Origin of the sequence: Alkalicoccus chagannorensis DSM 18086 (genome assembly GCF_000429725.1) — a bacterium.
GTDB lineage: Bacteria > Bacillota > Bacilli > Bacillales > Salisediminibacteriaceae > Alkalicoccus > Alkalicoccus chagannorensis.
The window spans coordinates 144418-170722 of sequence record NZ_AUCK01000006.1 but is presented as its reverse complement, the minus strand read 5'-3'; the positions used below and the strand labels follow the sequence as shown (position 1 = coordinate 170722).

32 protein-coding genes and 2 pseudogenes are annotated in these 26305 nt (G+C 53.4%); 16 read left to right on the top strand and 18 right to left on the bottom strand.

The window, feature by feature from the left end; all coding sequences use genetic code 11:
* Positions 1 to 8: 8 nt before the first annotated feature.
* Positions 9 to 389 (top strand): annotated as a pseudogene (locus G477_RS20475) (transposase).
* A 1178-nt stretch (positions 390 to 1567) separates the two neighbouring features.
* Here the strand turns inward: G477_RS20475 and G477_RS0105540 are convergent.
* The 3 genes and pseudogenes from G477_RS0105540 to G477_RS18805 all read right to left on the bottom strand — a co-directional run.
* Positions 1568 to 1837: a hypothetical protein gene (locus G477_RS0105540; RefSeq protein WP_026697100.1), complete on the bottom strand. Its 270-nt coding sequence runs from the start codon at positions 1835 to 1837 to the stop codon at positions 1568 to 1570.
* A gap of 60 nt (positions 1838 to 1897) precedes the next feature.
* Complete coding sequence (locus G477_RS0105535) at positions 1898 to 2080, bottom strand: hypothetical protein (protein WP_026697099.1); 183 nt, start codon at positions 2078 to 2080, stop codon at positions 1898 to 1900.
* 402 nt (positions 2081 to 2482) lie between these two features.
* Positions 2483 to 3010, bottom strand: a pseudogene (locus tag G477_RS18805) (GNAT family N-acetyltransferase); the annotation flags it as partial.
* A gap of 423 nt (positions 3011 to 3433) precedes the next feature.
* Here G477_RS18805 and G477_RS21145 point away from each other — a divergent pair.
* Both G477_RS21145 and G477_RS21140 read left to right on the top strand, forming a co-directional pair.
* The gene (locus G477_RS21145) at positions 3434 to 3598 is read left to right on the top strand and encodes a hypothetical protein (RefSeq protein ID WP_156897292.1); all 165 of its coding nucleotides are present in this window, start codon (positions 3434 to 3436) and stop codon (positions 3596 to 3598) included.
* 280 nt (positions 3599 to 3878) lie between these two features.
* The gene (locus G477_RS21140; protein WP_156897291.1) at positions 3879 to 4040 is read left to right on the top strand and encodes a hypothetical protein; all 162 of its coding nucleotides are present in this window, start codon (positions 3879 to 3881) and stop codon (positions 4038 to 4040) included.
* Positions 4041 to 4424: 384 nt separating this feature from the next.
* Here the strand turns inward: G477_RS21140 and G477_RS18800 are convergent, their stop codons facing one another.
* The 3 genes from G477_RS18800 to G477_RS18795 are packed head-to-tail and all read right to left on the bottom strand — an operon-like array spanning position 4425 to position 6023.
* Positions 4425 to 4871: a GNAT family N-acetyltransferase gene (locus G477_RS18800; RefSeq protein ID WP_245575402.1), complete on the bottom strand. Its 447-nt coding sequence runs from the start codon at positions 4869 to 4871 to the stop codon at positions 4425 to 4427.
* A gap of 35 nt (positions 4872 to 4906) precedes the next feature.
* Complete coding sequence (locus G477_RS0105510; RefSeq protein WP_026697098.1) at positions 4907 to 5467, bottom strand: nucleotidyltransferase family protein; 561 nt, start codon at positions 5465 to 5467, stop codon at positions 4907 to 4909.
* Positions 5448 to 6023, bottom strand: a complete 576-nt coding sequence (locus G477_RS18795) for a GNAT family N-acetyltransferase (protein ID WP_051287710.1) — start codon at positions 6021 to 6023, stop codon at positions 5448 to 5450. Before G477_RS18795 ends, G477_RS0105510 begins: the two co-directional genes overlap by 20 nt.
* A 971-nt stretch (positions 6024 to 6994) precedes the next feature.
* Between G477_RS18795 and G477_RS0105500 the strand changes: the two genes are divergently transcribed.
* From G477_RS0105500 to G477_RS0105485, 4 genes are all read left to right on the top strand, one after another.
* Positions 6995 to 7738 (top strand): bacteriorhodopsin, encoded by a 744-nt coding sequence (locus tag G477_RS0105500; RefSeq protein ID WP_026697097.1) that lies wholly within the window; start codon positions 6995 to 6997, stop codon positions 7736 to 7738.
* A 117-nt stretch (positions 7739 to 7855) separates the two neighbouring features.
* Complete coding sequence (locus tag G477_RS0105495; protein WP_026697096.1) at positions 7856 to 8053, top strand: DUF6366 family protein; 198 nt, start codon at positions 7856 to 7858, stop codon at positions 8051 to 8053.
* A 138-nt stretch (positions 8054 to 8191) separates the two neighbouring features.
* Positions 8192 to 8476 carry a hypothetical protein gene (locus G477_RS0105490; protein WP_026697095.1) on the top strand — a complete coding sequence of 95 codons (285 nt, stop codon included), beginning with the start codon at positions 8192 to 8194 and terminating at the stop codon, positions 8474 to 8476.
* A 44-nt stretch (positions 8477 to 8520) separates the two neighbouring features.
* Positions 8521 to 8868 (top strand): hypothetical protein, encoded by a 348-nt coding sequence (locus G477_RS0105485; RefSeq protein ID WP_026697094.1) that lies wholly within the window; start codon positions 8521 to 8523, stop codon positions 8866 to 8868.
* 191 nt (positions 8869 to 9059) lie between these two features.
* Here the strand turns inward: G477_RS0105485 and modB are convergent, their stop codons facing one another.
* The 3 genes from modB to G477_RS0105470 form a co-directional block, all read right to left on the bottom strand.
* On the bottom strand, positions 9060 to 9722 hold the full coding sequence (modB, locus tag G477_RS0105480; protein ID WP_035211278.1) for a molybdate ABC transporter permease subunit: 663 nt from the start codon (positions 9720 to 9722) through the stop codon (positions 9060 to 9062).
* Between the two features lie 3 nt (positions 9723 to 9725).
* Entirely contained in the window at positions 9726 to 10523 is a 798-nt protein-coding gene (gene modA, locus G477_RS0105475; protein WP_026697092.1) for a molybdate ABC transporter substrate-binding protein, read from the bottom strand.
* A gap of 277 nt (positions 10524 to 10800) precedes the next feature.
* The gene (locus G477_RS0105470) at positions 10801 to 11094 is read right to left on the bottom strand and encodes a hypothetical protein (RefSeq protein WP_026697091.1); all 294 of its coding nucleotides are present in this window, start codon (positions 11092 to 11094) and stop codon (positions 10801 to 10803) included.
* A gap of 239 nt (positions 11095 to 11333) precedes the next feature.
* On the opposite strand from G477_RS0105470, the gene G477_RS0105465 reads away from it, so the two are divergent.
* The 3 genes from G477_RS0105465 (at position 11334) to G477_RS0105455 (ending at position 13066) form a co-directional block, all read left to right on the top strand.
* The gene (locus tag G477_RS0105465) at positions 11334 to 12224 is read left to right on the top strand and encodes a helix-turn-helix domain-containing protein (RefSeq protein WP_026697090.1); all 891 of its coding nucleotides are present in this window, start codon (positions 11334 to 11336) and stop codon (positions 12222 to 12224) included.
* 280 nt (positions 12225 to 12504) lie between these two features.
* Positions 12505 to 12771 carry a hypothetical protein gene (locus G477_RS18790; RefSeq protein ID WP_051287708.1) on the top strand — a complete coding sequence of 89 codons (267 nt, stop codon included), beginning with the start codon at positions 12505 to 12507 and terminating at the stop codon, positions 12769 to 12771.
* Between the two features lie 64 nt (positions 12772 to 12835).
* Positions 12836 to 13066 (top strand): hypothetical protein, encoded by a 231-nt coding sequence (locus tag G477_RS0105455; RefSeq protein WP_026697089.1) that lies wholly within the window; start codon positions 12836 to 12838, stop codon positions 13064 to 13066.
* Positions 13067 to 13346: 280 nt separating this feature from the next.
* On the opposite strand, the gene G477_RS0105450 is transcribed toward G477_RS0105455, so the two are convergent.
* Entirely contained in the window at positions 13347 to 13688 is a 342-nt protein-coding gene (locus G477_RS0105450) for a hypothetical protein (RefSeq protein ID WP_156897290.1), read from the bottom strand.
* A gap of 183 nt (positions 13689 to 13871) precedes the next feature.
* Here G477_RS0105450 and G477_RS0105445 point away from each other — a divergent pair, with 183 nt between their 5' ends.
* The 4 genes from G477_RS0105445 (at position 13872) to G477_RS0105430 (ending at position 16296) form a co-directional block, all read left to right on the top strand.
* The gene (locus tag G477_RS0105445; protein WP_026697087.1) at positions 13872 to 14228 is read left to right on the top strand and encodes a hypothetical protein; all 357 of its coding nucleotides are present in this window, start codon (positions 13872 to 13874) and stop codon (positions 14226 to 14228) included.
* A gap of 72 nt (positions 14229 to 14300) precedes the next feature.
* Positions 14301 to 14552, top strand: coding sequence for a hypothetical protein (locus G477_RS0105440; RefSeq protein ID WP_026697086.1), 252 nt, complete (start codon positions 14301 to 14303; stop codon positions 14550 to 14552).
* Positions 14553 to 14933: 381 nt separating this feature from the next.
* Positions 14934 to 15446: an RNA polymerase sigma factor gene (locus G477_RS0105435; protein ID WP_035211273.1), complete on the top strand. Its 513-nt coding sequence runs from the start codon at positions 14934 to 14936 to the stop codon at positions 15444 to 15446.
* 103 nt (positions 15447 to 15549) lie between these two features.
* On the top strand, positions 15550 to 16296 hold the full coding sequence (locus G477_RS0105430; protein WP_156897289.1) for a hypothetical protein: 747 nt from the start codon (positions 15550 to 15552) through the stop codon (positions 16294 to 16296).
* A 109-nt stretch (positions 16297 to 16405) separates the two neighbouring features.
* Here the strand turns inward: G477_RS0105430 and G477_RS0105425 are convergent, their stop codons facing one another.
* The 3 genes from G477_RS0105425 to G477_RS18785 all read right to left on the bottom strand — a co-directional run bounded on the left by G477_RS0105425 (position 16406) and on the right by G477_RS18785 (position 18376).
* Complete coding sequence (locus G477_RS0105425; protein WP_026697083.1) at positions 16406 to 16960, bottom strand: nitroreductase family protein; 555 nt, start codon at positions 16958 to 16960, stop codon at positions 16406 to 16408.
* 664 nt (positions 16961 to 17624) lie between these two features.
* Positions 17625 to 17798: a hypothetical protein gene (locus G477_RS21130; RefSeq protein ID WP_156897288.1), complete on the bottom strand. Its 174-nt coding sequence runs from the start codon at positions 17796 to 17798 to the stop codon at positions 17625 to 17627.
* 29 nt (positions 17799 to 17827) lie between these two features.
* Positions 17828 to 18376 (bottom strand): GNAT family N-acetyltransferase, encoded by a 549-nt coding sequence (locus tag G477_RS18785; RefSeq protein WP_051287706.1) that lies wholly within the window; start codon positions 18374 to 18376, stop codon positions 17828 to 17830.
* 225 nt (positions 18377 to 18601) lie between these two features.
* On the opposite strand from G477_RS18785, the gene G477_RS0105400 reads away from it, so the two are divergent.
* Complete coding sequence (locus G477_RS0105400; RefSeq protein WP_026697082.1) at positions 18602 to 19282, top strand: potassium channel family protein; 681 nt, start codon at positions 18602 to 18604, stop codon at positions 19280 to 19282.
* A gap of 65 nt (positions 19283 to 19347) precedes the next feature.
* Here the strand turns inward: G477_RS0105400 and G477_RS18780 are convergent, their stop codons facing one another.
* From G477_RS18780 to G477_RS0105375, 5 genes are all read right to left on the bottom strand, one after another.
* The gene (locus G477_RS18780) at positions 19348 to 20280 is read right to left on the bottom strand and encodes a DMT family transporter (protein WP_051287704.1); all 933 of its coding nucleotides are present in this window, start codon (positions 20278 to 20280) and stop codon (positions 19348 to 19350) included.
* Positions 20281 to 20808: 528 nt separating this feature from the next.
* Positions 20809 to 21150 (bottom strand): cupin domain-containing protein, encoded by a 342-nt coding sequence (locus tag G477_RS0105390; RefSeq protein WP_026697081.1) that lies wholly within the window; start codon positions 21148 to 21150, stop codon positions 20809 to 20811.
* Positions 21151 to 21215: 65 nt separating this feature from the next.
* Positions 21216 to 21596, bottom strand: a complete 381-nt coding sequence (locus tag G477_RS0105385; RefSeq protein ID WP_026697080.1) for a VOC family protein — start codon at positions 21594 to 21596, stop codon at positions 21216 to 21218.
* A gap of 15 nt (positions 21597 to 21611) precedes the next feature.
* Complete coding sequence (locus G477_RS0105380; protein WP_026697079.1) at positions 21612 to 24707, bottom strand: AAA family ATPase; 3096 nt, start codon at positions 24705 to 24707, stop codon at positions 21612 to 21614.
* Entirely contained in the window at positions 24704 to 25858 is a 1155-nt protein-coding gene (locus G477_RS0105375; RefSeq protein ID WP_026697078.1) for an exonuclease SbcCD subunit D, read from the bottom strand. Before G477_RS0105375 ends, G477_RS0105380 begins: the two co-directional genes overlap by 4 nt.
* A gap of 165 nt (positions 25859 to 26023) precedes the next feature.
* Here G477_RS0105375 and G477_RS0105370 point away from each other — a divergent pair, with 165 nt between their 5' ends.
* On the top strand, positions 26024 to 26203 hold the full coding sequence (locus G477_RS0105370; RefSeq protein WP_026697077.1) for a hypothetical protein: 180 nt from the start codon (positions 26024 to 26026) through the stop codon (positions 26201 to 26203).
* Positions 26204 to 26305: the final 102 nt, after the last annotated feature.

Here is a 26305-nt window from a genome sequence, read left to right as displayed (position 1 = left end):
CTGATCAACTGTACCGAACGAGGGAGAACCGACGGTTCTGCCAGAAACGCAAAATCCGACTGAGCGGACCCAAGCTCGTGCGTCCGTCGAAAGAAACAAAAGAAGCAGCAAAGCATCAGGCCTAGCAAGATGCGTGTGAGCGTAATGCCGTGGAAGGGAAATTCGGCGAAGGCAAGCGCAGCTACGGACTAGGTCGTATTCAAGCACGTCGTCAAGATACTAGCGAAACCGTCATCTCGCTGCAAATCTTAAACCTGAACCTGGCGAAGGCCCTACGGAACCTTCCTGCTTGGTGTGTCGTTATCCTTCGCAAGCAAATGAAAGACAGTCGATCCATGATGTTTCCCTTTCAACAGTTGTTTTTATTCAAAAAGCCAGTTATTCAGTAACCCCTACTTATGTGAGTCAGTGATCTTGCGTTCTAGTTGTTTATTGAGCATAGGGAGATAATATTGATAAGTGATGGGAAGAGGTTACAAACTTGAGGTGATTTGAGGTAAACAGCCGAGTCAAGTTCTTATTCATGTGTAAATTCTTGTACTCTGATTTTATCCCTTCTCTAGGGGCATCGGGGAATGATGATTGAAGACGACCAACTTGCTGAACGAAAATACCGCCGATTCAGTTGGACGATATTTCAGGAGCTGAAGCAGCATCACGGTTTTCCAGAGTCCTATCGGTCCGTCTGAGTCTACATTCAGGAGCACCGCCCCTTATTGATGCTGCAGCGGATAAACAATATGAGCGGCTGGAGCATCCATCAGGGGGAGCTCAGATAGATTTCGGGCACATGAAAGCTGTGCAGTACGGAGAAAGACAAAATATCGAAGCGCTCCTTTTGAGCTGTCCTGATAGTAATTGCACGTTTGCACCACTCCCCTCAGAATATGCCGAGTGCTTTTTGAAAGGGTTGCAGCCTTTATTTGAACAGGCCGGAGGCATACCGAAAAAAACTGCGAATCAACAACCATTCCGCTGCCGTTGTTTCCGTCGGTCGAGGGTCGAGCCGGACGCACACCGATGCTTTTCTTGCTTTTCAGGCTCATTGTCGTTTTGAGGTTCAGGCGTGCAATCGAGCCAGCGAGCCAGCGATCATGAAAAAGGGCATGTAGAGAAAAGTCTGCTATGCCCGCCAGCGGTGGTTTGTGCCAGAGCCGGTGATGACGACTTTCACAGATTTAGCTGCCTGACTTCAACACGAGCTGTAGCAGGACCTAGAACGTCTCCATTATAAGAAACAGCATACACTTGCGTCCTTATGGCAATAGGAAGAGAAGCACCTGCTTAGGTTTCCAAACGACAGTATCCAATCAAACATACGGATACAGCCGTGGTGAATAAATATGGTAAATCCCTACTGGACGGAGAACAGGTGAGGATTCTGGGTGTTTCGGTGAAACGATCGCTTCGAGTGAAATCTTCCACATTCGTTCGTCTCAATGGAAATTAACATAAAAAGCAACTTTTTGAACGTTCTCATTTAAACGGTGCAATGACTACAACAAGATTGCTGTTTCAAATTGAAAAAAGCGCCATTAAGAGCGCTTTTAATTTCTAAGGTTTCTCATCATTTCTCTTTCCTCTTTCCTCTTCCCTCATCCCTATTCTTTTCTATCATCCTTCTTCTTTCTTCTTCATGACGCTGGTGCATCTCTTTTAATCTTTTTCGATGGTCGTCCAATACTTCTTTCATTTTCTTTATCTCTTTTTTATTTTCCTTATCCTTTTCCTCCATTTCTCGAATACGTTCTTCATTGGGGGAAAGTCGGCTCCGGGTGGGGTGCTCCACATCCACATGCTTGGATTGACTCTTATCGTCGTCTTTCTTATGAGTCATCTCATTCCTCCCCTTCCTACGGTAATACCTTGTCTTCTTTACTATTGCTCGTTTTCTTTATCAAGGTGAAAGAGTAAAGAGAAATCTGTTTCTTTCCGCCGTTGCTTCAATTTCTTCCGCTTCGCTTTCATATCTCTTCTTCTCCAGCTTTTCTCTCTCTTTTTCTCGTTCTTCTACGAACTTTTCGAAGCGCTCCAACGAATTTTCAATCGCATAATATTTGTTCTTAGACGGTTTCGTCATGGCTATCACTCCTTTCGAAGGATAAAGCATACGCCGACTTGATTGTAACCTTGAATATCGATGAGGTCATTCGAGAGACTCTTCTCCACTTACATCATGCTCGTTTCTATACCAACACTTATTCCCGATAGTTCTCTATTCTTCACAATCCTTTTTCAGGTTCCGCATCAACTGTTTATCTTCTTCATAGCGGTGTCGGATAAGGGCAAAGGAATCTCTATGGTACTCACGCTGTTTTCGAAGTTCTTTAAGCTCTTCCCTGTTTTTTTCGTCTTTCTTTTTCAATTCCTCAATACGTTCTCTGTTTGAAGATGTTTTATTACCATACCGCGGTACTCTCCTTGCTAACTCTGGTTGACCTCCATTTTCTTTCGGAGAAGTCATCCGAGAAGCTCCTCTGAAATTCTCCCATTCGTGCTCCAGGATACTCATTACGATCAGGCTCCAGTAGCTGCCGTCGACTTTGCGCACATCGCGGAGCCGGCCGTCCCGGGAGAAGCCGGCTTTTTCATAGCAGGCGATGGCGGGCGTATTGAAGTCATACACGCCGAGCCCTACGCGGTGCAGCTTCAGCTCGTCGAACGCGATACGGAGCATCTCCCGGAGCATCTTCGTCCCGATTCCTCTGCCCCGTCCTGCGTTGTCCCCGACGAGCACCTTGCCGATGCGTGCTGAGCCATTTTCTTTTTCAATCGCGCCGAGGGAAATGTGCCCGATGACGGCGTCGGTTTCCGCATCCAGTACGCTGTAAATCAGCCTGTCGGCGTTCGCTTTTTCTCCCGATTCCCGATACTCATCGAGCTGTTCTTCGGTCAGCGGATACGAAAACTGCGGGCCGCCCCACTGCACGAGAAAAGCCGGCGACTCGATCCACTCGATCAGTCGCTGCTGGTCCTTTTTTTGAAACGGTCGGAATCGGATGTCGCTCATACGTGATGTCTTCATTTCTTCTCTTTTCCGCCTCATCTTCTCAATCTTCTCATAGCGCTTGGCTTGCCTTTCTCTCATTTGTTTCATTGATTCTTGTATTAGATCCCGACTTTTTTGATTCGAATCTGTCATGTTTAACACACCTTCCTCTCCTGATGTTGTTCGTTAATAATATGTGCTCCCCCATTATTATCGTCCATGTCCGTAATCCACCTAGCCTCTCGAATAGACAGAAACATACGTTCTGTATTCATTTTATCACATCTCAATGATGAAAGGTAGAACTGCTGACACTGGGAGGGAAAACATTTATAGTTGAGACAAGAATGAACATCTTTCACACCAGTATCTCCGTTGAGAATTTGTGGTTCCGCAGAAAAGTTCAAAATCTACTGTCAGGAATTCAAAAACTGGAAGGAAGTGATGATAGTGATTAGAAACATCATCAAGAAGTTAATACAATCCATAATAATCAAGCCGGGCATCACCCGCCTCAAAACCGATGAGGAGTTCTATCGGCGAATGAAACAGAAGAAGAAAGAAATCGAAGCAGAAGACGAAGCAATGGCTGAAAACAAGTGTGACTAGAAATCAGATGCTCGTATAAGGAAAATCACCCCTTTTAAATGAAACAAATAATTCACGAAGATAAACAAGAAGAGGAACCCTGATACAATACTACTATATTCTCAAAAAAGGAACAGCTAATCAGGTATTAAAAGCTGTTCTTCTTTCGTTTAATAAAAATCAACATCGAGTTTTAACATAGCCATCAATAAAAATGGTATAATAATGTTAGCATAAAGTTTTACAACTCTCGTCGAAATAACCCACAAAGTTATTACGAAGCAAAGGGAGGTAGATTCATTTGTTGAAGATAAGAGATGAAAATGCTGGAAAGAAAAGACTTGAAGAAATTTTCAGGGAGAAAAGAAAAATAAACGAAAAGTACGAAAAGGCTAGACAAGAAGTAAGAGAAGAGTACGAAAGAAAGAGGCAAGAAAGGGAAAGGTATTTAAACGACTATTAAAACATGGAGCGCTTTAAACAAGCGCTCTTTTTTTATATTACCACGGACGTGTAACCGTCAAGTGTGAGTGGCTCTTACGTGGTTGTGGGGAACTCGTGCCTCTTCTCATGTTCGTGTTTCTCGTTCTTTTTTCACTAAAATAATATGACGACACCTTATTACAGAAGAGATTGATGTAATACACGTTTCCGTAATAAGTCGAAGGAACCTCTCCCATACATGATGGCTTTTTGCACTTTTAATCGATGCACATGCCCCTCCTCTACACCATTGCTCCACGGAAGAAGAACGGCATGACGAATCGCAACAGCATCATGGTTGAGTCTTCACAGAAAGCGCTGGATTCGAGGCAATCCATCCCAGGTTTCTATCTGAAGAAAAGAATCAAACAAGGTGTCGTCTTTTTTCACAAACATTTGACGAAAAGTCACTAGTAAGGTATGTATCGATGATGTCAAAGCCGCTTTGGAGGTTGCAGAGGATCATGCTGCGCCACTGGTTTCTCGTTTTCGTCTGAACATGCGTATAGCCTTCCTGACGGAGTATGTAATGCTGCATGTCCATGAGGGCTTTGGCAATCCCGCGTCTTCTATGCCCGGGTGCCACGCCGCCGAGCCAGCTGTAAAAGGTCCGCTCCTCCAGCGGATAGCCGACTTTGTAGCCGACGAGGGTGTCTCCTTCCTGCGCCGTGAGAAGAAGCAGCCCTTGTTTTCGTGCCATTTTCTCTGCAAGATCGTCGCTTCCTCCGAACACGTCCTGATGCAGCTGCTGCAGGTCGGCCAGAAGTGCTTCCTCCGGCATACCTCTGTACGTGTGATAGCGAAGGTGCATGCATGCCTCTCTTTCTCCTGCCTCGTTGGCAGGGGTCAGCTGTTTTTCACATGTGGCCACTTGGCCTGCCAGTTTTTTTCGATGCCCCGCCGGACATAGACAGAATAGAGGTCCGTCCCTGCTTGAAAGGCGGGTGTGGGGCGCCGCCGCAGATGAAGCAGATCTTCTACGCCGTGGGGAGCCGTCAGCTGCAGCTGATCATCGTCATGCAGTTTCACCCCGATGGCCGTCGCCGTCTCTGGAAAGCGGGCGATGGCATCTTCCGCGGACGTGTAGGGAGCGATGTCGTTCACTTCATGCATCCTTGCTTCATTTTTCACCGACCGGGGAACGTCGGGGCGGAGGGCGTACAGTTCGGCTTCGTATGCTTTCTCTATCGCTTCGCTCTGGTCCGTCGGGTCGAAATAAATGACGTCCACGTCTGCGATCGGTGTCCGATCCCTATACCCGTGCAGCGTGTCCCAGATTTTCGTTCGGACAAAACCGGCGCAGATCCAGCCGTCCGGCAGTTTCAGGCGGGCTGCCGTCCGGAGGATGTCCATCATCCAGGTGTCCTCTTCGATAATCCGGCGAACATCAGCTTCGTTCCTCAGCATGACTGCTCCTCTCTGGCTTGTGCTGGACCTCTTCCCACTCTGTCTCCAGGATACTCATTTCGATCAGGCTCCAGTAGCTGCCGTCGACTTTGCGTACGTCGCGGAGCCGGCCGTCCCGGGAGAAGCCGGCTTTTTCATAACAGGCGATGGCGGGTGTGTTGAAGTCATACACGCCGAGTCCCACCCGGTGCAGCTGCAGCTCGTCGAACGCGATACGGAGCATCTCCCGGATCATCTTCGTGCCGATTCCTCCGCCCCGTCCTGCGTTGTCCCCGACGAGCACCTTGCCGATGCGCGCCGATCCATTTTCTTTTTCGATCGCGCTGAGGGAAATGTGTCCAATGACGGCGTCGGTTTCCGCATCCAGCACGCTGTAAATGAGTCTGTCAGCGTTCTCCTTTTCTCCCGATTCCCGATACTCGTCGAGTTGTTCTTCGGTCAAAGGATACGTAAACTGTGGACCGCCCCACTGCACGAGAAAAGCCGGCGACTCGATCCAGTCGATCAGCCGCTGCTGGTCCTTTTTTTCAAACGGTCGGAATTGGATGCTGCTCATATAGGATACCTTCCTTTTTTAATAGAATACGGCATGCTGCCTGCGGCGTGCTTCTATGTAGTGCCGGTCCTGTATACCGCCCGCCGGACGCGTCTGCCGTTGGTTTAGGCATAGTGTATCATGCACGGAAGGGTTATGGGATTTTTTCCTATGTAGATGGGGTGCGGACGCTGCATGGAGGAAAAGCCTGTCGACTCGACGGGTCAACCTTGTCGACGGCTCCCTTCAACCTTGTTGCCCCACCGCAAAAGTCCGTCGACTCGTGGGAAAAGTCCGCCAAACGGCCGCTATCTCGCCAAAAGAAGCGAGAGGTACGTCGAGGTATGGCAGCAACCTTGTCGACTCACGACGAAACCCTGTCGCCTCGCTTCATACCAGTCCCCTCTCTCCAGTCTGGGCGCGGCGATGAAACGCCTGCACCTGTCATCCGATGCGGGCCCCTCCAGAAGAGCCGCCCACACAATACGAGGACTCCCGCCTGCATAAAAAACGAATAAAAATAGCCAATTCCTGCATTTCCTCCTATGTTTGGCGGCTGTTTTCAATAAAAAGACCGTTGTGGACCCGGTTCCATCCGCTTAGAAATAGGACGGATCCTTTCACGATTTTCTTTATTTCGCGGAGGCTGTTTGCTTCGTGCTTTCTCCATATCGGCCTATAATAAAAGGTACCAAAGGAGTTTTGGTGAGAGAACACGCGATGAATCATTATACTTTTAAATGTATTTTTTGAAGGAAGGAGCTGATGACTTTCTGCCCGACACTTTTTCTGGCCATGCCGCTTCGAGGTTGTCGTCGGCGTGGTGCCGAAAACACCCGCTTCAGGATTTCATATCCTTTTTTACCTTTTTACCGAGTCCGGACGTGATGCTCCGCTGCCAATGCCATCGATGATCGGCCGCTACGTTTTCTCCTTCCTCCTTTGGTCAAGGACCGTCCCTCGTTCGTGTAAGAAATGAGGAGGAAACGACAATGGAAGAGATGAACTTTTTAGTCCTCGCGACGCAATATATGTTTTGGGTCGGGTTTGTCGGTATGGCTGCTGGTACGTTGTTCTTCCTGGTAGAGCGGAACAGTCTGAGTCCGGAATACCGCTCCACTGCTACGGTTGCGGCGCTCGTGACGTTCGTCGCCGCTGTGCATTACTATTTCATGAAAGATGCTGTCGGTACTTCGGGGCTGATTTCGGAGATTGAAGGATTCCCGACCGAAATCCGGTATATCGACTGGCTCATTACGACGCCGCTGCTGCTGATCAAATTTCCGCTGCTGCTTGGGTTGAAAGGCCGAATCGGCGGGATTCTGTTGACGAAGCTGCTCGTGGCTGACGTGGTCATGATCGTCTCCGGTTATATCGGCGAAACGTCGATCAATGCCGCTGGAGACTTCACTCAGCTCGGGCTCTGGAGCTTCGTCCTCGGTACGCTCGCCTGGTTCTATATCATTTACCTGCTGTATACGAGTGTGACAACGGCCGCCAACGAGCGTCCGGCACCGATCCGCAAGGCGCTGCTCAACATGCGCCTGTTCATCCTGATCGGCTGGGCGATTTATCCGATCGGCTACGCCGTGACGCTGTTCTCTTCCGGCATCGAAGTGCAGCTCGTGCGGGAACTCATCTACAATTTTGCTGATTTGACGAACAAAGTCGGTTTCGGCCTCATCGCCTTCTTCGCGGTGAAGACGATGTCGATCATGGCCAAAAAAGGAACCTGATCTGCCCTGCGTCCTCCCGGCTTCCCTGTGTTTTCAGGGGGCTGGGGGGTTTTTACATATTATCCCTTCTGTGCTACGGTGTAGGTACGATGGTAGGACGGAAGGAAGGTGACAAGGATGAGTGATCCGAAGAGGGATAGGGAGAAGATGAAGCAGGAAGAGCATAAGAAGAACCGCCTCGGTGCGGCCAAGGATGCCGAGCAGCGCGGCAAAGCCGGGGCGCTGACGGAAATGGCGAACAGCTTCAGCTGGCTCGGGATGCTGATTGTGATTGCTTCGTTGGTCGGCGTCTTTCTGCTGATCAATCTGCTCTGATGTACGCTTCGTGAGCATCGTCATTTGCGCAGCGGAGCGGACGTGCTAAAGTAGAAGGCGGTGCAGGTCGTGCCCGGTTCGAAGAGGACCTGTTGCACGAACACCTGCGGACTATGGAAAAAGGTGGAGATGATGGTCATGAGCGAATCTGTTTCTTTTACAGCAGAAAGGAAAGTCACTCGGGAAGAATTCATGGAGCTGGCACAGAACGGCATGCGCGATCTGATGGATATCGAGCAGTACAAGCTGGTCGATGGCTACAAAGGGGAGGCGCTGTCTCATTTTGTGTACGACACGGCGACGCATGACTGCTTCCTGATTGATCTGCGGACGGCGTACGAACTGCTTGCGCTCTCCCTGGCGGGGGAAAATAAGCAGCAGGTGCTGTCGTCGCTGAAAAAAATCGCCTCTTCTGTATCCTGATCGACGACACGCCGCCTCCCTCCAGCTGGGGAGGCGGCGTTTTTTTGCAAGAACACCCGGCCCTTTTCCTGAAACGTTGCTGCGGGGGTATCCGTACAAGAGAGAAGCAGGCGTCCCATTCTTTTGGAACAGCACCAGGGCCTGCTTCGCAGGAAGCGGCCCGGAGCGACTATGATTTGACGAAAGGTGATGATACGATGCTGCAGATACTCGCAGGCGTTCTCCTCGTGTCGGGGACGGCGGCCTGGATCATCCAGGACCGGCGCCGGCTCCAAAAGAAGAACGCGATCCAGGAACCGTCCACGTCCAACGCGGACACCTCTTCGGAGAAGCGGCAGGCACTCACCGAATTTCAGAAAGGCCAGGGACGCGGAGGGCCCGGCGGTTCGTGACTCGACCTCTTTGACTCTTATCAGAGCACAAGCGCGCGACGCCGTCTTCCGCCTGTAACAACGTATGTACTTGTACGAACAGCACAAACGAACGCCCCCTGCGGAGGATGTCCGCAGGGGGCTGTTTCGTGCAGGACGGCCTGAGTGACACCGCTTCGGAGCTTCCCATCCCTAGCCGAGCGTCCTCTGCCTTATTTCGCTTTGAAGACGGTCGTAGCCAAGAGCAGGATGGCGATCGTCGTCACACTCAAGACGAGCACCATGATGTTCGCATCGGCCATCCGGTTCGCCTGCACCGCGTCATAGATCGCGATCGACAGCGTCTGTGTCTGCCCGGGAATATTGCCTGCCACCATGATGGTCGCACCGAATTCGCCCATGGCTCTGGCGAAACCGAGGACAATGCCCGCCATGATCCCGCGGTAGGAGAGGGGGAGCATGATCCTGCGGAAAATCTGCCACTGATTGGCGCCGTCCAGCTGCGCCGCTTCGAGGGTCCCTGGATGAATGGAATCGAAAGCGGCCTGCATCGGCCGGATGATCAACGGCAGCGCTGCAATCGACGCGGCGATGACGGCCGCCTGCCAGGTGAACAGGATCGAGGAACCGGTGATGCGTTCGAGGGCCGCTCCGAACCAGCTGTTCGTTCCGAGGGTCACCAGCAGGTAGTAGCCGACGACCGTCGGCGGAAGCACCAGCGGCAGCATCAGGATTAAGGAAAGAAGCTCGGTCCATCTGTTTTTATGAACGGTCACGAGCCAGGCAAACAAAATGCCGATTACGAAGGCCGCAGCGGTGGCGATGACGCTGACTTTCAACGAGAGGTACAGGGGAAATCCGATTAACTCCAGCATGCCTTACTCCTCGGGAAGGCGGAAACCATAGTCGTTCATGATGTCCTGGCCTTCATCTGAAAAAAGGTACTCGATAAACACTGCCGCGGCTTCCGGCTGCTCGCTCCGCGACGGAACCGCCAGCGCCTGCACAATCGGCTCGTGATCACCGGGATCGATCGGATCGTAGAGAAGGTCCGATTCGATGGAAAGCGCGAGCGCAACGATGCCGGCATCGACATTCCCCGATTCCGTGTACTGCAGGGTCTGCCGGATATTTTCACCATAGACGAGCTTGTCTTCGACCTCGTCCCAAATGCCCCACGTTTCCAGCGCCTGCTGCGCAGCTTCCCCGTAGGGCGCGTGCTCCGGATTGGCGATGGCAATGCGTTCGATGTCTTCCCCGGTAAGGTCTTCCACCGACAGCGCCTCTGCCGTGTTTCCATCGTGCATGATGCCGATCTGCCCGACAGCATAGCGCTGCTTGGATGCTTCGTCGACCGCATCCGCGTCGATCAGCCGGTCAATATACGATTCGTGCGCCGCAGCAAACACGTCGTAGGACGCCCCCTGCTCAATCTGGTGTGTCATCTGGCCGGTCGAACCAAAGGAAAAGGTCACGCCGATCCCCGTTTCCTCTTCGACCTCTTCGCCGAGGACGGTGAAGGCATGATATAAATCAGCCGCAGCTCCTACGTTGATCGTCTGCTCGGCTTCTTCCGAGGAGGCCGTTTCTTCCGTTTCTTCCGTTTCTGCTGCTTCGTTGCTGCACCCGACGGCGACCAGAAAGGCCATGCCGAGCCATGGTTGTCTCTGCTTCATGGACGGATCTCCTTACCAAATGTAGTGAATCCCTTGACCAGCGCCCCTCAGGGAAGGTCTGCCGGGGCGTCTTCAGTTGAAGCGCCGGCGGGCATGTTCCTTTATTGTACACCCTTTGGTTCTTCCTCTGCCAGCGCTGTTCCACGCAGAATCCCCCTCCGGGAGCGAGGCTTCCGAAGGGGGATCGTCGTTCGTGCTGCTCTGCTGTTTTCTTTGGACGTCCTTGCTCGGCTTACGCACACCGCTCCGCTTCCTCACAAGGGGTCGGTCTTCTTCCTTAGTGGCTGTCACCGGCGGCACTGCCCGGGGCCTCGTTTCCCTCTCCGTAGAACAGCGCCGCCGTGCGCTGATAGGCAGCCTGTTTCGGCGAGGGATACGCATGGAGGACGTCCCGAACGGCTTCCTGCTCGTGTTTGCCGGCCTGACGCTGAAGCTCCAGCGCCGCCTCCATCTCTTCCTGCTGCTGCTTGACGATCCGGCGCCGCGCGTCTTCCGACAGCCCATGCAGGGAATCGGAAAAACGAAGGAGGTACGCGTTAATGAAAGAATAAGAGGACTGCTTCCCCCTCATGGACATCCCTCCGTTCCGCAGCCGCCCGACGCTTGCTCCCCGCCGGACGACTGTCTTGTATGCTAAGACGATACCAGCTGCCTCCTGTCGGAACAACGAAACGGAGGGAAAAACATATTAGGATTCTAATCACCGGCGGCACACGTGAGGTAAAAGAAAAGAAGATCGAAAACCGCAGCTGCCTCCTGCTCCACCAGCTGTGCTACAGTAGAGGAAAGCATGCAGATGGAGGAATGATGATGGAGTCCAAGCAACTTGGAGCGGCTATTGTCGCTTCACGCAAGAAAAAAGGACTGTCCCAGAGACAGCTCGCGGCGGGTATCTGTACGCAGGGGGCGGTGTCGCAGCTAGAGAAAGGAACCATGCTGCCCCGGGTGGATACGTTGTACTACCTCGCCCTGCGCCTGGATCTGTCTCTCGGGTACTTGGTGGACGTGTTTCTCGACCCCGGACATCCAGAGCGTGCCACCTTCTCCGACAAGCTGGAGCATGCGGCGCAGGAAAGGCGGCATGACGTCGTTCTGAAAGAAATCGACGCCTTCCGGGCAGCGCACGACGTCACGGCATCCATGGGCTATTACCTGGACTGGTTCGAGGCAGTCAGCCGTGTGCACCAGGGCCTCTCTACGAGAAGAGAAGCGATTTCTACCCTCCGGGCGATGCTCGAGAAGGAAGAGGATATCGAGATGCGCCGGCATCACATCCATATCCGGGTGATGAACTCGCTGGCGAACCTGTACGGGAGTGACAACAATACCGAACAAAGCCTGTACTACTACGATAAGATCCTCGCACAGCACAGCATTCCGGAAGCGCCTGCCTACGAAGTGAATCAGGCAGTCTTTCACATCCGCGTCCTCTACAACAAAGCCAAAACGCTGCATGATGCCGGGCGATGGAACGAAGCGCTGGAAACGATTGAGGAAGGCATGACACGCGCGGTCGAGCAGGAAAACATGTCGCTGATCGGCCAGCTGTATCATTACCGCGGTGAATGCCTGCGCGCACTCGAGGCGCCGATGGAAGAGATCCGTGAATGCTACCAGCGTGCGCTGCTGTTTTTCGAACTGCTGGACAAAAAACAGTACAGCCGACTGCTCTGGGAACACCGCTCGGAATACCTCACGTAGAAAAGGCACGCTGTGTACGTCTACGTATGAAACGGCGATGCATGACGGTGTCTGTATGGAACTGCTTGCGCTCTCCCTGGCGGGGAAAACAAACAGCAGCAGATGGTGTCCTCCCTGAAAAAATTGCCTCTTGCGTTTCCTCATCGAATGAAGGCCAACGTTCAAAAGATGGTGCGATGTTATCGTTGTCAGATAGGGACACGGAGAGGTCGTTTCGCCGTTTTCCTGCTTATGGTAGACTGGAAATTCCAATATTTTTACATAAGAGGAGAGGGTTTCGATGAAAACGAGTGTCTTTGCGGCTTTTCTCACGGTAGGAACGGTGTTCAGCGTCACGGGATTGATCTTTCTCTTCTCGGGTCCGGCTTTCGGTTCGTCGATGGCCAACGACTGGCTGCAGCAACGAGGCTCCGCGGAGACGGAGAAATTCCTCGCACGCGTGCAGCATCATACGTTCAGCTTTCTGATTGCCGGCGGAATCTTCACGGTGGCTGGACTGGCTTCGCTGCTCACCGCAAGCTGGAAGCGGTTCTCCGGGCCAGGCTGATTCGCCGGAGCAGCCAGGATCTCAGTGGACAACAGGGGTATTCCCACAGCATAGGAGGGATAGGATGGTCTGGATCCGTACACAGAATGGAGAGAGCTTGATGCAGGTACGCGAGGTGACGGTGAAAGGAAGGCATCTGGAGGGAGTGATACGCAGAGGCTTTGTCGGCGAATGGAGCAAGTTCATCGGCAAATATGAATCCAAGGACAGAGCCCTTGCCGTCCTGCAGGAGCTGTACACGACACTGGAACAGCAGAACGGCAGCGGCGTCACCTTCACCATGCCGAAAGAATAACGGCATAACCCGCGAACAAAAGCGCAAAGCGCCTTTTGGTCGAAACGGCGTGCGGAAGCGCTGCAATCCTTTTGAGGGAAGAAGACGTTTTTATTTCTTCCCGTGCAGCGCATGGAGCCGCCGTCCCCCTGTATGAAAACTTATACATTCCTATCCTAAAAAAGTTACCAGCGTCCCTTCAATGTCGTACGGTAGGAAGCAGTGTTTCGAAAACGAGGCGGGTGATCACGAGGTTCATCACGAGCACGAACCCCTTCCTTCTTTTTCCGACAGCCTTTCGTCAGGCTGCTGCTGCTTTCTCTTCTTTTGCTTCTTTGATCCGCAGCAGCCAATCCACGAAAAACGTTAACAACGCGAGCGACAAAGCAATGCTCATGAAGTCATTGAAAAGGACGACGTAGATCCCGGCTGCAGCGAGGAAGAGAGCCAGCTTCCACAGAGTGTGATAGCGGACGAGGAAGCTGCTCAGCCATTCGACGAGAATCAAACCCGGGATAGAATAAAAGAATATAAGTCCGGCCAACAAAAACAAGAAAGAGGACCAGTGCTCCTCGAAGAATACCGCCGAGATCAGCGTGAACAAAAGAAGTGCTGCAATCATACTAACCAAAATCCGGTGCACGATGCTTCACCTGCCTCTGCTTTTTCTGTCTTGTTCTCATATTTTACGTATGGCGTGTGCCTTTCGTTTCCGGGAGGCACTCTTTTATGTTCCATATACCTTTTTTTCCTATTTCCCATCGTACTATCATGGAAAATAGTTTACAATAACAGGATACCCGAAAAACCGAAGGAGGTGCCAACCTTGACCGAATATTTTACATTGATTGCCGGTGTTTCTGCTATCAGTTTATATTTGATCTGCATGATGGATTTTCCACTCCGGCGCGGGCTCCATCTGCATGATCCATTTAACGGCATGTTCAAACTCGTCTACCTCTGCTATGCCTTCTTTTTTATCCTGCTTTCGATTTGTACGGCTGCCTTTTTGACGTACCATGTCGGCCTCGTGATGGGAATCATCCATCCTGCGATCGGCGTTATCTCCGGCATTGTCGTGCTGACGTTCTTCTTCTTTGCTACCTTGAACGTGGTCGAAGGCCGCTCCAAACGTGAAGCGATCCTCTTCTCACTGGCAGAGAAGCCGAATTCTGCCGCCTAATAAAAGCTGTAATGTTCAAAGCAGTGAATCAAACAACCCATCCTGCGGGATGACATACTGGAGGAAGATACCATGATGGGAGTCGATTCCGGCTTTTTCATCCTTGCGCTGATCCTTAGCGTAGGCTTGACATTCGTGACACGACCGATGATACATAACAAAAGTACACTTGAGGTGCTCGCCTTCGCTCACCTGCTCATGATCGGCGGGTTCGGCTTCGTGTTTCTCGCGGATCATCTGCTGCTCGGCATCTTCGGCTTAACGCTGTTCCTGACCGGCTTTCTGCTCGGAATCGGACACTTTCTTTCCAAGCCGGCCCGATGAAGGCGCCGATAAAACAGGAGCGTGCCCACGGATCCTGCGCCTCTCTTTTCTGAACCGCGGAACACCCGAACGTGATTCAGCACCACCACTTCCATGCTTGTTTATCCGCATCTGTTTCGCAGAAGCTGCCTCGATGGTCTATTTAGACCGAGGCAGCTTTTTTAGTGCTGGCCGGCAGACGGGATTTGGGCACGAATGGACAAGTCGACGTTGTCTGGTTGGATTAGGTCCATGCAACGAGGGATACAGGAAGCTGTCCCCTACTTCAACATCAACGGGGAACCCGGCGCCCGTTTTAGAAATTTTTCTGGAAATGTTGGAAAGGATGTAAGATAGGAAAAGGCCATTCGTCTAATAAGCAGAGGCAGATGGAGGGAGGACATGCTTATGGAAGAGGTGGAACAGTGGTTTCATGCTTACGGCGATGATATCTATCAGTACTTGATTTACTATACAGGTCATGCGGACGTGGATGATCTTGTGCAGGAGACCTTCCTTCGCGCATGGAAGAACCATCAACGTTTCAACCGGCATAGTTCGGTCAAAACGTGGCTGTTTTCGATTGCCCGTAATGCGGCCAAAGATCGGTTCAAAAAGAAGGAGCCCGCTATTCTCGATCAGGCTGCGATCGAACAAGTAACAGCAGCGGCGGATAGTGCAGAAGATGTATCTGTTGAAAAAGAGACGTATCAAGATATCGTCGCACAGATCTACACCCTTCCTAAACGCCAGCAGGAGATTGTGCTGCTTCGTGGCATCTCCGAGTTGAGTACCGAAGAAACAGCAGATGTTTTAGGAATGACGAAGACAGCCGTGTATGTAAACTTCCACCGCGGACTGAAGAAGCTGCGACAAGCCATGAACACTCATCCTGGAGGTGAACAGCATGAATAACAAGGATGTTTCCCGGATTCTTCGTTCCTTACCGAAACACACCATGACCTCCGAACAAAAAAAGCGTCTGCTTCATAACATCAAACAAGGAGGAGATTCTGATATGAGGATCCAAAAAAAGCAGAAATGGCGGGCTCCCCTCCTTTCTGCTGCAGCGATCCTACTGTTCGCTGGAATAACGTTCTTATTCGCTTCTTTGGTTGTACAGGAAGAGCATTATACAGCGATGGATGTATCCCTCAACCTGGCATCCGAAGAGTCGATCACAGAGGGTGGGACGTCTCTCGTTTATTCCTTGTCCAGAGCCGATACGGCTTCTTATGAAATGACTCAAATCGAGTCATTGATGGAGGACACATTGGACCTTGCTTCCTTCGAAGAAATTGACGAAGCTTCGGCAGAAGGACATCGCTTCCTCCTTTTTCACGCCGTAGATGAAGAAGACCGCTACTTTCTCGGCGGGGCGATCGGTCACGGGGATGCCATTATCGGCATGGAGGTCAGCCAGGTGACAGAAGACAACATGCACTCCTGGAACGGAGAAGATATCTTCACCCTATGGATCGAGGACCGCCATTATCAACATGCCCGGATGACCGCAGCCTGGTCTCCGACGTTTACGGTGGATGATTTTCATATTGAAGATCCGATCGAAATCGACCAATTCGAGCAGGAGGCAAACTGGATGATGGGGTATCAATCCTTCTCTTCCACAGAAGATCAAGTGGGGGAATATCCTTACGATTCGGAAGATGTGCCCTACTTGGAAGCGGACGTTTGTTCAGATGACCAGTGCGGCACGGTCCCCTACCCTCGAAATCCTCATGCCGGCTTCTCTGAAGGTTTCTGATCCCCGACCCACACTCGTGCCTGCCTGCAACTGAATCATGAACGCCCCTGGAGAGTATCCACTTCCAGGGGCGTTCCTAATGTCTTTTACCGGGATGCTGCGCCGGCTGCTAAAACGTCGTCCAACGGCTGCGCGGGTCGTCCCGGTACCCTTGATCCGGGATGTGGTCCTCATCGACGTAGCCGAGGTGAAGCAGGCCGACAATTTTTTCGTGCGACTCGATATCGAGAAACTCCCGCACCGCTTCTTCCCGCAGGTACGCATCGGTTTTCCAGCAGACGCCGAGCTTTCTTTCCCAGGCGAGCAGCTGAAAGTTTTGAATGAGCGCACAGACAGCGCCGACATTTTCTTCCCACTGCTTCACGGTCGGCCCCTCTGTCATGATGACGACCAAATACGCGGACGGCTTCATGAAGTGGAGCCGGCGTGACTCATCATCGCCTTCTACGATCTCCGCCATCGTATCGGCGAACGTTTCTCTCCGCTCCGGCGGGATGAAGAGAAACCGCCACGGCTCCCTCCTCCGGTGATTCGGCGCCCAGACGGCCGTATCGAGCAGCTCGAGGACGTCCTCTGCCGCTACTTCTTCCTCTTTATAATTTCTGCGTATTGTCCTTCGCTCTTTGATGATACGCTCCAGATTCGTCTGCTTCGACTCTTCCATGGTTGATCCTCCTCGTTACAGTGCTCCTACCTTCGAGGATGCCATGCGTAACGCCGTGATAGCAAAGATCGTGCTGGTACCGAGGAGTCTTTCCTGCACATGCTAGTACTCCAGAAAATCTACATTCGCTTCGTAGCGGCTGATGTGTTCCGCGGCTTCTATCAATGCAGCGTCGGCCTTTTCGGCTGCCTGCGGATCCAACTCTAACAGACGTCGTTCCTTCCAGCTGAAAGAAGCCGTCTTCGTAGGTCGTCTCCACTACATCGATTGCATGGTCTGTCTGCTCCTTCTCTTTAAAATAATCCAACATTTAGGAACATATACGGAGGCGAACAAGGAAATCTTAGAACTCCTCCGGCTCCATGGCTATATACTTCTTCACCGTATTTCTCGACATCTTCAATTTCTTAGCAATGGTATTAATTGAAAACATCGATTTTACAGCTTTAGAACTTCTGCATATTTCATGAATCTGCTCACTCCAATCTCCTCACCTTCAATAAAATAGGGTAGCCTATTGAAAGTGTCATATCTGTATGGAAATTGGTCAATCATATTTGTGGAGTGTTGCCCTCCCTTAATTGTGATAAATTGCTTATCTGGTTTATTGTTTACAGGATACCATTAAAAATAAAAAGTGCCGATGAACGGCACTTCGGTAATGTTAATTGGAATCTTTTTTATCTTCTTTTGCTTGTTTTTCTCGTTTTTCTTCATCTATCTTTTTCTGTTGTTCCAATACCATTTGATGAAACTCGTCGTCGTATTCAAGGCGTTTGATGCCGGGAACAACCATGATTGGTCTTTTTAATTTCTTTACGACAACTGCTCTACCCATTGTTATCCTCTCCTTCCATTCTCTTAAACCTAGGCATCAATGTTTGAAGCGCTTCCGTAGGAGCCAAGCATTCTTAATGGATATACGATGGTTAGGAACGACTTATCTTTATTTTTATCGTACATCTTTTCTCCTTTCGCGTCCAATGGGTCGCAGCGGATTTCGATCCGTTTCGCACCGAACGCCTCCTCGGCAAACGCGGTCACGCCGGCGACAGCCTCGGTCATATAGCCGTTGCCGCTGTAGCGCTCGTCGATCCAGTAACCGATTTCGACCTTCGGTACGTCCCAGTCCACGCGGTGCAGTCCGCTCGAACCGATGAATACCCCGTCCTCTTTGCGGAAGAGGAAGAGGCGGAAATCACTCCGTTCCTGATACCGGAGCGACGCCCGGCGCACCTCTGCCTCGCTTTCTTCCACGGTGTCATCCAACGGAATGTTCGGCAGCGACTCGGCCAGGCTTGCTTTGGATGCCTGCTTCGCCTCCCAGACCGTGCGACCGTCTCCCTGCATCGGCATCCGTATCAGCAGCCGCTCGGTATCAAAGCTGTCTGGAATGTCACGTAAAATGTCGTCCATCCTTATCCCTCCTATGGAAACAGCCACGGCTGGTAAAACAGGAAGCCTTTTTCCAGCTGTCTTCTCGTTAGTGTAGCCGCACCACCGTTGAAAGTAAACAGATCGATGGCAAAAAATACAATCCGATTGACTTTCTTTGGCGCCAGGCGTACGTTCAAGCTATACCGTTGATCACGAACGCTTGCTGAAACAACGGCCTGCAGAAGAAGAGAGGGGGGATTCGCGTTGGGATCGAAAAAGAAGAATCACCATAAACGACAATACGCAGTGATCGGCCTCGGCCGTTTCGGCGGGAGTGTGTGCCGGGAGCTGCACCGCATGGGGCATGAAGTGATGGCGATCGACATCGATCCGGAGAAAGTGGACAAATACAAAGGCTACTGTACGTATGCGGCCCGTCTGGACAGTACCGACGAAAAACAGCTGCACAGCATCGGTATCCGCAATTTTGAAGATGTCGTCGTTGCCATTGGAGACAACATCCAGGCGAGCATTCTGACGACCCTGCTGCTGAAGGAAGAGGGCGTGGCGAAGGTGTGGGCGAAAGCACAGAACAGCTATCACCAAAAAGTGCTTGATAAAATTGGGGCCGATGTTGTCGTCCATCCCGAGTTCGATATGGGGAAACGCATTGCCCACAACATCGTGTCGGACCGCGTCATCGACTACATCGATCTCTCCGACGACTACAGCATGGTGGAACTGCTGGCGACATCGAAAATCGACGGCGAGACGCTCGCCTCACTCGAATTGCGCGCCCGCTATGGCATTACGCTTATCGCCATCAAAGACGGGGAGAGCATGACTATCTCGCCACGGCCGGACGAGGCTATCAGAGAGGAGAATATCCTGCTCGTCATCGGCCACAACGACGACTTGGAACGTTTTGAAGAAAAAGAACTGTAAAAAACAGGATCCCGGCGGCGCAGGGATCCTGTTTCTGTTCCAATCACACGGCCGGAGACGCCACGCTACTGCTCTTCTTCAAAGGTGGCATCGTATTCCATGTCTTCTGGAGCGGGTGCTTCGGCAGGGGCAGGGATTTCACGCCGGGTGCTGAGCGCGACGACGGTGAGGAGAATCACAGCCATCCCGAGCACCTGGATCAGCGAGAGGACATCCCCGAGCAGCACACCGAACAGCGACGCGGTCACGGGTTCGACCATGGCTACCATCGCAGCAATCGTCGGCGTTGTCAGCCGGATTCCGTAAATATAGAAGATGAACGAAATGCCGGCTCCGACAACACCGAGCAGCACGAAAATCGGGAGATCATCGGACGTGAGCACCGCTGCCATCTGCCCGTGGTCACCGAGGGCGAACAGCACGATGCAGAACGTCGCAAACGCCACGGTCAGCGCTGTCTGCGGCTTGCCGAGGGGGGAGGCATTTTTGAACCCGAAGATGAAGAGCGTATAGCTCAATCCGGCAGCCAATCCGGCTGCGATACCGATGCCGCTGACGGCAATCGAAGCAGGGTTATACGCGCCGGTGAGCAGCACGATGCCGATCATCACACTCGTAATACATCCCCACTTGAACCAGGTGGAACGCTCCAGCTTCAAGGCAAACGACAGCAGCAGAACGAAAATCGGTGCCGTGTACATCAGCGTAGCTGCGATCGCGACACTCGAGGCCTGGATGCTGAAGTAATAAAAGCTGAAGTTCCCCGCAACACCCAAACCGGCGAGCGCCGACCATACATACAGCCTTGCCATCGGCTTCACATCCGGAAACGGCGTGGCCAGAAACCAAATGAAAAAGAAAAACAGACCGACCAGCCCCCGGTAAAATGAAATGACAATCGGATCCCATCCCCGGTTCATGAGGATATCGCCGATGCCGCCGCTGAGCCCCCAGCCGACTGCAGCCACCATGATCAAAATCACACCCGTAAATCGCATATTGGTCCTCCCTTGCTTCTCCCGTCCTGCTTTTCGCCCGGGAATCCAGCTTTTCTCCCTCGAAACGTCTTTCTTCGAGCAAGGAAACACATTCCTTTTCACACACGAATACAAACCACTTTTTTCCTCATTAAGCAAGAAAGTGCTGGCAGTCGGGTCTTATCATGGACGTCTGTCTCCTCCTTTTTTATTGTAGCCGACACGACGGGGTTTCGATAGAAGAACATCCGCATATTTGGAAGGAAAGCAGGAGGCGGGAGCTGGCATGCCCACCCGGGACGAAGCATACGCACGGAGGGCAGACGGACGCGCTCTATGCGGCTTGCCTTCTAGTACTTCCTTCTCGGCGAAGGCATGCTTTTCCGACGGTGCGCGTGCGGGCAGAATAGAAGCGCGCAGCACGCGACGCCGTCTCCCTCGATGAGAATCATCCCACAACGAAAAGCCGTATGCCATGCTCTTTTCAAGAGTGGCATACGGCCATGCAGATGCTTGGATACCTAAGGCGCTGGCGGCTTGAGGGTTGGGCTATATCTCTTCGGCGTACGCTTGTTCCGGCATTTTCGTCAGCACGACATAGAGGCTCGCTTTCCCCGTGCCGGTATTCGTGAAGCCGAACAGCGCATTCCCATCAAAATCAACCACGTCGTCCTCGGTCAGCTGCTGCTGCTGTTCATCGAGCTGCATCATCCCGGTCCCTTCCAGCACGAGCAGATACACCCTGGCCCCAGGATGGTTGTGTTGTGGCAGCACCTGGCCCGGCAGGAAGTTCAATCGGAACACGACGGTTTCTTCATTTTTCGAGAGCACCTGCTTTTTGAACGTTTTTTCACTGAATGCAGCATAGTCGCGCAGAGATTTAATTTTCATCGAGGTTCCTCCTTCCGTATCTTCCTCTTACTATCTCATGACCGGGCCCCTTCCGCCAGCAGAAATCAGATTGTCAGCTCGATCACGTTTCCTTCCGGGTCTTCGATGACGCTCTCATAATAGCCGTCGCCGGTCGTCCGCGGACCGCTCCGGAGCGGGTACCCGGCGTGTTCGATCTCGGCTGTCAGCGTATCCACGGCTTCCTGACTGCCGAGCGATATGGCGATATGCGCCCAGCCGGCAGTGTCTTCCCGGCCTTTCTGGTCGATATCCGCACGGCGCATGATTTCCAGCCGGGCACCGCCGTCGAACGTGAGGAAATAGGATTCAAATTGTTTCGCTTCGTTAGCATACTTTGCGCCGGCTTCGGCGTGGAAATACGTCTCGTAGAAGCGGCGGACCGCCTCCAGGTCATGAACCCAGACGGCAGCGTGTTCGATTCTCATCGGACCCCTCCTCTGTTACTTAATGACAAACCGGGTTTCGCTGTGGCCTTCCGGCGTCTTGTTCACTTCGAGCGTCGCCGGGAAGACGTTCTTCATCTCCTGGACGTGGGAGATGACGCCGATCAATCGGCCGGACTGCTGCAGGTCGATCAACGTGTCGATCACTTTATGCAGCGATTCTTCGTCCAAGGAGCCGAAGCCTTCGTCGATGAACATCGTATCGATCGTGATCCCGCCCTGATAGCTCTGGATGACATCCGACATGCCGAGTGCCATGCTGAGCGAGGCGTTGAATTTCTCGCCCCCGGAGAGGGTCTTCACGTCGCGGTTCTGGCCGGTGTAGGCGTCATAGACGTCGAGACTAAGCCCGCTCTGCTTGCCTCGGCTTTCCTGACGATCGCTGCGGACGAGGTGGAACTGGCCGTTCGTGATCCGGTGCAGCCGCTCGTTCGCCGCGGCGATGATCTGTTCGAGAAATTCGATCTGTACGTAGCGCTCGAAGGAGATTTTGCTGCTGTTCTGGCCGCGCACCATGTCATGCAGGTCGGCGAGGACACCGACGCGCTTCTCCTTTTCCTCGAGCTCCCCGATCATCTGCGTCATGCGCCCGCGCGCGTCACGAATCGTCTTTCCGAGCGTCTCGGCTTCGGTGAGCCGCTGCCGTGCTTCTTCGACCTGCTGCTCCAGCTTCGTCAGTTCCCCACTCATCGCCTCGAGGTCGACCGGCTGCTTCCCTGCCAGTGCTTGCTGCAGATCGGTCACCTGCTGCTGCACGGCGGCGCGGGTCGAGGCATACGTATCGAGTTCCTCTTTGAGCCGGTGCCGTGCTTCTTCCGGCAGCACGGCGGCTTGATAAGCTGCTTCTGAGGAGAAGCCGGCGCGGGTGACGGCTTCGGCGAACCGCTCTTCTGCCTGCTTCCGCTTCTCCCGGCTCTCCGCAAGCTGGGCGGCCGCCGCCTGCTGCGCGCTCTCCTGACCGGCTTCTTCCTGCGCGGTGCTGCTGTATTCTTTCTGTGCTGCCTCCCATGCCTCATCGAGCTCCTGTTTCTGCTGCTTCTTCCCTTCTACGGCGCTCTGCAGTGCTTCTTCCGTCTGAAGGTCTTCCGGAAGACGGCGCTGCTGCTCGTTGAAGGTGGATTCCGCCGCCGCATAGTCCAGCTGCAGCTGCTGGAGCGTCGCGGACGTCTCCTCCTGCTTCTCTTGGACACCGGTCACTGCCTCTTCCTGCTGCTCCAGCTGCTTACGTTTCGCTTTCAAGTCCTCAGCCGCTTTTTCCAGCCGGCGGACGGTTTCCTGTTTTTCTTTCGCTTCGGCTAACAGGGTTTGAAAGAGGCTGCCCGCTTCCTCCAGTGTCGTAAAGGAATAGTCCGTGAGCTCCCCGCGCAGGCGGGCTGTCTCTTCGGCTTTTGCCTGCAGTTCCGCCTCGGCGCGCACCGCTTCCTGCTGCGCCTGCTGCCAGCGGGTTCGCGCCTCTTCCAGTGCTTCCTCCTCCGGGACGTTCGCTGCGTTCTCCGCTTTATCCGGATGCTCGGTGCTCCCGCACACCGGGCAAGCTTCTCCGTCGTGGAGGTGGCCGGCGAGAACCGCGGCGCGTCCCTGAATCCACGCCTGCTCCATCGCTTCGAACGACGCCTTCTCTTGCTGCCCCTTCTCCTCTTTCATCTTCAGCTCGGTACGCAGGGTGTCGTCCCCTTTCGCCCGCTCCATGTACTGACGGAACGTCTTCCCCGTCTCGGACATTTCCCGCAGCGCCTCTCGTTCTGCTGGAAGGGTCTCCGTCTCCTGTTCCAGTCCGCGGATCTCCTGACGCAGGCCATTCGTGCTCTCCTGAAGCTTGGCGGCTTCTTCTTTTGCCTGCTGCAGGCGCTTCTCCTGTTGACTGATCTCCTTCTTCTTCGCAGCCAGCTCCTTCCGGCCTTTTTCCGCCTGCGCTGCGATAGGCAGCAGTTCCTCCAGCCGGCGCAGCGCTTCAGTCGTCTGATCGCGTTTCGGTTGTTTCCCCTGCTCGGCGGCGTGCACCTTCTCCGCCCGCTCCCGGCGAATGGCAGCCTGTTCTTTCCGTTTCTCCGCTTCTGCCGCGGCGGCGGTTTTCTCCTGCTCCACCTGGACTGCGTCCCGGCGGTACTGGTCAAACACCTCGATGGAGGCGGCCTGCCCGGCATCGGTGAGCTGCTTCTGCTTCTCGTCCATCGCCGGCTTTTGCTCTTCCAGCCTGCGGGCTTCGGCTTCTTTCTGGCGGAGCTGATCGAACTGCTGCTGAAGCTGTTTCGCTTCGTGATACGCCTCGTACTTCTTTTCATACGTTTCTTTTGCCTGATTCAACGCTCCGCGCCGCTCCTCGGCTGCCTGCTCATAGTACTGCCCTTCCTGCTCGAGCGCGTCAGCGACCTGCACCGGGCGGTAGGCTTCCTGCTGGAACACGTAGGTCAGCGCCGATGCTTCCCGATCGGGGACGGCTTCACGAACGTGGCTGATCTGCTGATCCAGATGCCCTTCCAGCAGCTTGTGCTCGCCTGCCGCTTCGTCCCGCTTCTCCTTCATCCGCTGGGAAAACCACTGGTACGGCTGCGTTTTGAAAATCTTCCGGAGAATTGCCTCTTTGTTGTCTGTTTCGGATGTGAGCAGTTTGCGGAATTCGCCCTGCGGCAGCATGACGATCTGCTTGAACTGGTCTTCCGTCAGACCGATGAGCTGCTTCACCTTCTCGTTGATCTCGCTCACGATCTGCCGGTCGACAACCGGGACCTCGCTGTCTTCCCGCTGTTCATAGAACTCGTATTTTTCCCCGGTCGCGCTCTTGTTGCCTTGTTTCACGTGGGACATCTGCCGCAGCACCCGGTAGCGCCTGCCGTGCAGCTCGAAAATAAACTCCACGCCGGTATGCATGTCATCCGGCGCGAACTGGCTCCGCATCATACGCGGCTCGCCGCGGTCTTCCCCGCTGGCACTGCCGAACAGCGCGAAGCAGATCCCGTCAAAGAGCGTCGTCTTGCCGGCGCCGGTTTTGCCGGAGACGACGAACAGCCGGTGGCCTTCCAGCTTGGAAAAATCGATCACTTCTTTGTCTTTGTATGGACCGAAAGCGGTCATCGTCAGTGTAATCGGCTTCATCGGCTCCGCTCCTCCTGTTCAAATTCGTCAAGCACATCCCGGAACACCGCTTCGGCGTCCTCCGACAACGCTTCTCCTTTCACTTCTTCATAAAAAGCACGGAAAAGCGTCAACCTGTCCATTTCCGCCCGTTCCGCTCTCGTCGCCGGCTGGTGCAGGCCGGCAGTGTCCATGACCTCCCGCTGCACGTGCATCGCATTCGGGAAGACCGAACGGATTTTCTCCATCGGGGAGAGCACTGGAGTGTCGTCGGTGAGCCGGACGAACACGTAATCGTCGCTCGCCGGAAGCTCGAGGAGTTCGTTCATCGTGCCGCGGATGACACGGATGTCGCGTCTCGGCGTCAACAGCCGTTTCTCGACAGTCACCGTTCCGTCAGCATCCAGCTCTACGACGAAAAAGCCTTTGTTGTGGTTTTCTTCCGAAGAAGAATATTTCAACGGGGACCCGGCGTAGCGGATCGTCTCGTTTCCGATATAGTGAGCCTGATGCAGGTGGCCGAGCGCCGTATAGTGAAACGGCGCAAAATGCTCGGCGGAGACGTGCTCGGCTCCGCCAATGGAGAGCGGCCGCTCCGAATCGCTCGTGTTCTCTTCGGCTTCGCCGTGCGGGGTGACGAACAGATGCCCGACGAACACGTGACGGGCGGACGGGTCCATCTGCTCCTGCATGAGGTTCGTCATTTTGCGGGCTGCCTCGTTATGGGTGCGGATCGTGTCATCTCCGGTCAGCTGGCGGATCTGGCTCGGGTCGGCGTACGGCAGAACATGAAAGTGCACCGCGCCGTGCTCATCGTGGAGCTGCACCGGCCTTGGGGTTGGCGACACCTGGCCAGTGACGAAGTAGCCCTTCGACTCCATGATGCCGCTCGCGAAATGAAGCCGGCTCGGGCTGTCGTGGTTGCCGGCAACGGCGATCACCGGCGTCTCCAGCTCCAGCACGATCGTCTCCAGCACTTGATTCAACAGTGTCACCGCCTCTGTCGGCGGCACCGCCCGATCGTAAAGGTCGCCTGCAATGATGACCGCGTCCGGCGCCTCTGCTTTCACCGCCTCGAGAAACTGATCCAGGATGTAGGCCTGGTCTTCGGTCATATACACGCCCTGCACGAGCTTGCCGAGATGCCAGTCGGCTGTATGAAATAATTTCAATCCTCTCACCCTCTCCTTCTGCTGCCTGTGTCTCCCCCCATTCTACTGTAGGAGGGAGGAAAAGGGAATCGTATGTTCTTATCGGAGACCTCCTTTTCTCGCGCAGCGAGGCTTCCACCTGTTACACTATAGGAAGTATTTGGGATTCTGGAGGAGGACGAATGGATGAAACGAGACGTGATTTTCTATGTGGTGATTGGGGTGGTGGTGGCTGGGAGCTCTCTTCTGCTGACCTACTTCGGGATCACCGGCATCAACCGACTCCTCCTGATCGGCCTCATTGCCGCGGTTATTACTTATACGAGCTACAAACTGCTGCGGCTCGATGCCGCCGATCGACGATGAGGACCCCTGATTTTGTACAATCCCCCTTGATTGTTAACCATTTAACATATAAGGTTAACTCAAGTTGTCTAAGGGCAGCTTGAATTTTATCATGGAGGGATA

Bases quoted from the DNA above. Each gene is read 5' to 3' on its own strand.
- G477_RS0105540 (WP_026697100.1), bottom strand. From the start codon at position 1,837: ATGACTCATAAGAAAGACGACGATAAGAGTCAATCCAAGCATGTGGAT.
- G477_RS0105535 (WP_026697099.1), bottom strand. From the start codon at position 2,080: ATGACGAAACCGTCTAAGAACAAATATTATGCGATTGAAAATTCGTTG.
- G477_RS21145 (WP_156897292.1), top strand. From the start codon at position 3,434: ATGATAGTGATTAGAAACATCATCAAGAAGTTAATACAATCCATAATA.
- G477_RS18800 (WP_245575402.1), bottom strand. From the start codon at position 4,871: ATGCACCTTCGCTATCACACGTACAGAGGTATGCCGGAGGAAGCACTT.
- G477_RS0105510 (WP_026697098.1), bottom strand. From the start codon at position 5,467: ATGCTGAGGAACGAAGCTGATGTTCGCCGGATTATCGAAGAGGACACC.
- G477_RS18795 (WP_051287710.1), bottom strand. From the start codon at position 6,023: ATGAGCAGCATCCAATTCCGACCGTTTGAAAAAAAGGACCAGCAGCGG.
- G477_RS0105500 (WP_026697097.1), top strand. From the start codon at position 6,995: ATGGAAGAGATGAACTTTTTAGTCCTCGCGACGCAATATATGTTTTGG.
- G477_RS0105495 (WP_026697096.1), top strand. From the start codon at position 7,856: ATGAGTGATCCGAAGAGGGATAGGGAGAAGATGAAGCAGGAAGAGCAT.
- G477_RS0105490 (WP_026697095.1), top strand. From the start codon at position 8,192: ATGAGCGAATCTGTTTCTTTTACAGCAGAAAGGAAAGTCACTCGGGAA.
- modB (WP_035211278.1), bottom strand. From the start codon at position 9,722: ATGCTGGAGTTAATCGGATTTCCCCTGTACCTCTCGTTGAAAGTCAGC.
- modA (WP_026697092.1), bottom strand. From the start codon at position 10,523: ATGAAGCAGAGACAACCATGGCTCGGCATGGCCTTTCTGGTCGCCGTC.
- G477_RS0105470 (WP_026697091.1), bottom strand. From the start codon at position 11,094: ATGAGGGGGAAGCAGTCCTCTTATTCTTTCATTAACGCGTACCTCCTT.
- G477_RS0105465 (WP_026697090.1), top strand. From the start codon at position 11,334: ATGGAGTCCAAGCAACTTGGAGCGGCTATTGTCGCTTCACGCAAGAAA.
- G477_RS18790 (WP_051287708.1), top strand. From the start codon at position 12,505: ATGAAAACGAGTGTCTTTGCGGCTTTTCTCACGGTAGGAACGGTGTTC.
- G477_RS0105455 (WP_026697089.1), top strand. From the start codon at position 12,836: ATGGTCTGGATCCGTACACAGAATGGAGAGAGCTTGATGCAGGTACGC.
- G477_RS0105440 (WP_026697086.1), top strand. From the start codon at position 14,301: ATGATGGGAGTCGATTCCGGCTTTTTCATCCTTGCGCTGATCCTTAGC.
- G477_RS0105435 (WP_035211273.1), top strand. From the start codon at position 14,934: ATGCTTATGGAAGAGGTGGAACAGTGGTTTCATGCTTACGGCGATGAT.
- G477_RS0105430 (WP_156897289.1), top strand. From the start codon at position 15,550: ATGAGGATCCAAAAAAAGCAGAAATGGCGGGCTCCCCTCCTTTCTGCT.
- G477_RS0105425 (WP_026697083.1), bottom strand. From the start codon at position 16,960: ATGGAAGAGTCGAAGCAGACGAATCTGGAGCGTATCATCAAAGAGCGA.
- G477_RS21130 (WP_156897288.1), bottom strand. From the start codon at position 17,798: ATGGGTAGAGCAGTTGTCGTAAAGAAATTAAAAAGACCAATCATGGTT.
- G477_RS18785 (WP_051287706.1), bottom strand. From the start codon at position 18,376: ATGGACGACATTTTACGTGACATTCCAGACAGCTTTGATACCGAGCGG.
- G477_RS18780 (WP_051287704.1), bottom strand. From the start codon at position 20,280: ATGCGATTTACGGGTGTGATTTTGATCATGGTGGCTGCAGTCGGCTGG.
- G477_RS0105390 (WP_026697081.1), bottom strand. From the start codon at position 21,150: ATGAAAATTAAATCTCTGCGCGACTATGCTGCATTCAGTGAAAAAACG.
- G477_RS0105385 (WP_026697080.1), bottom strand. From the start codon at position 21,596: ATGAGAATCGAACACGCTGCCGTCTGGGTTCATGACCTGGAGGCGGTC.
- G477_RS0105380 (WP_026697079.1), bottom strand. From the start codon at position 24,707: ATGAAGCCGATTACACTGACGATGACCGCTTTCGGTCCATACAAAGAC.
- G477_RS0105370 (WP_026697077.1), top strand. From the start codon at position 26,024: ATGAAACGAGACGTGATTTTCTATGTGGTGATTGGGGTGGTGGTGGCT.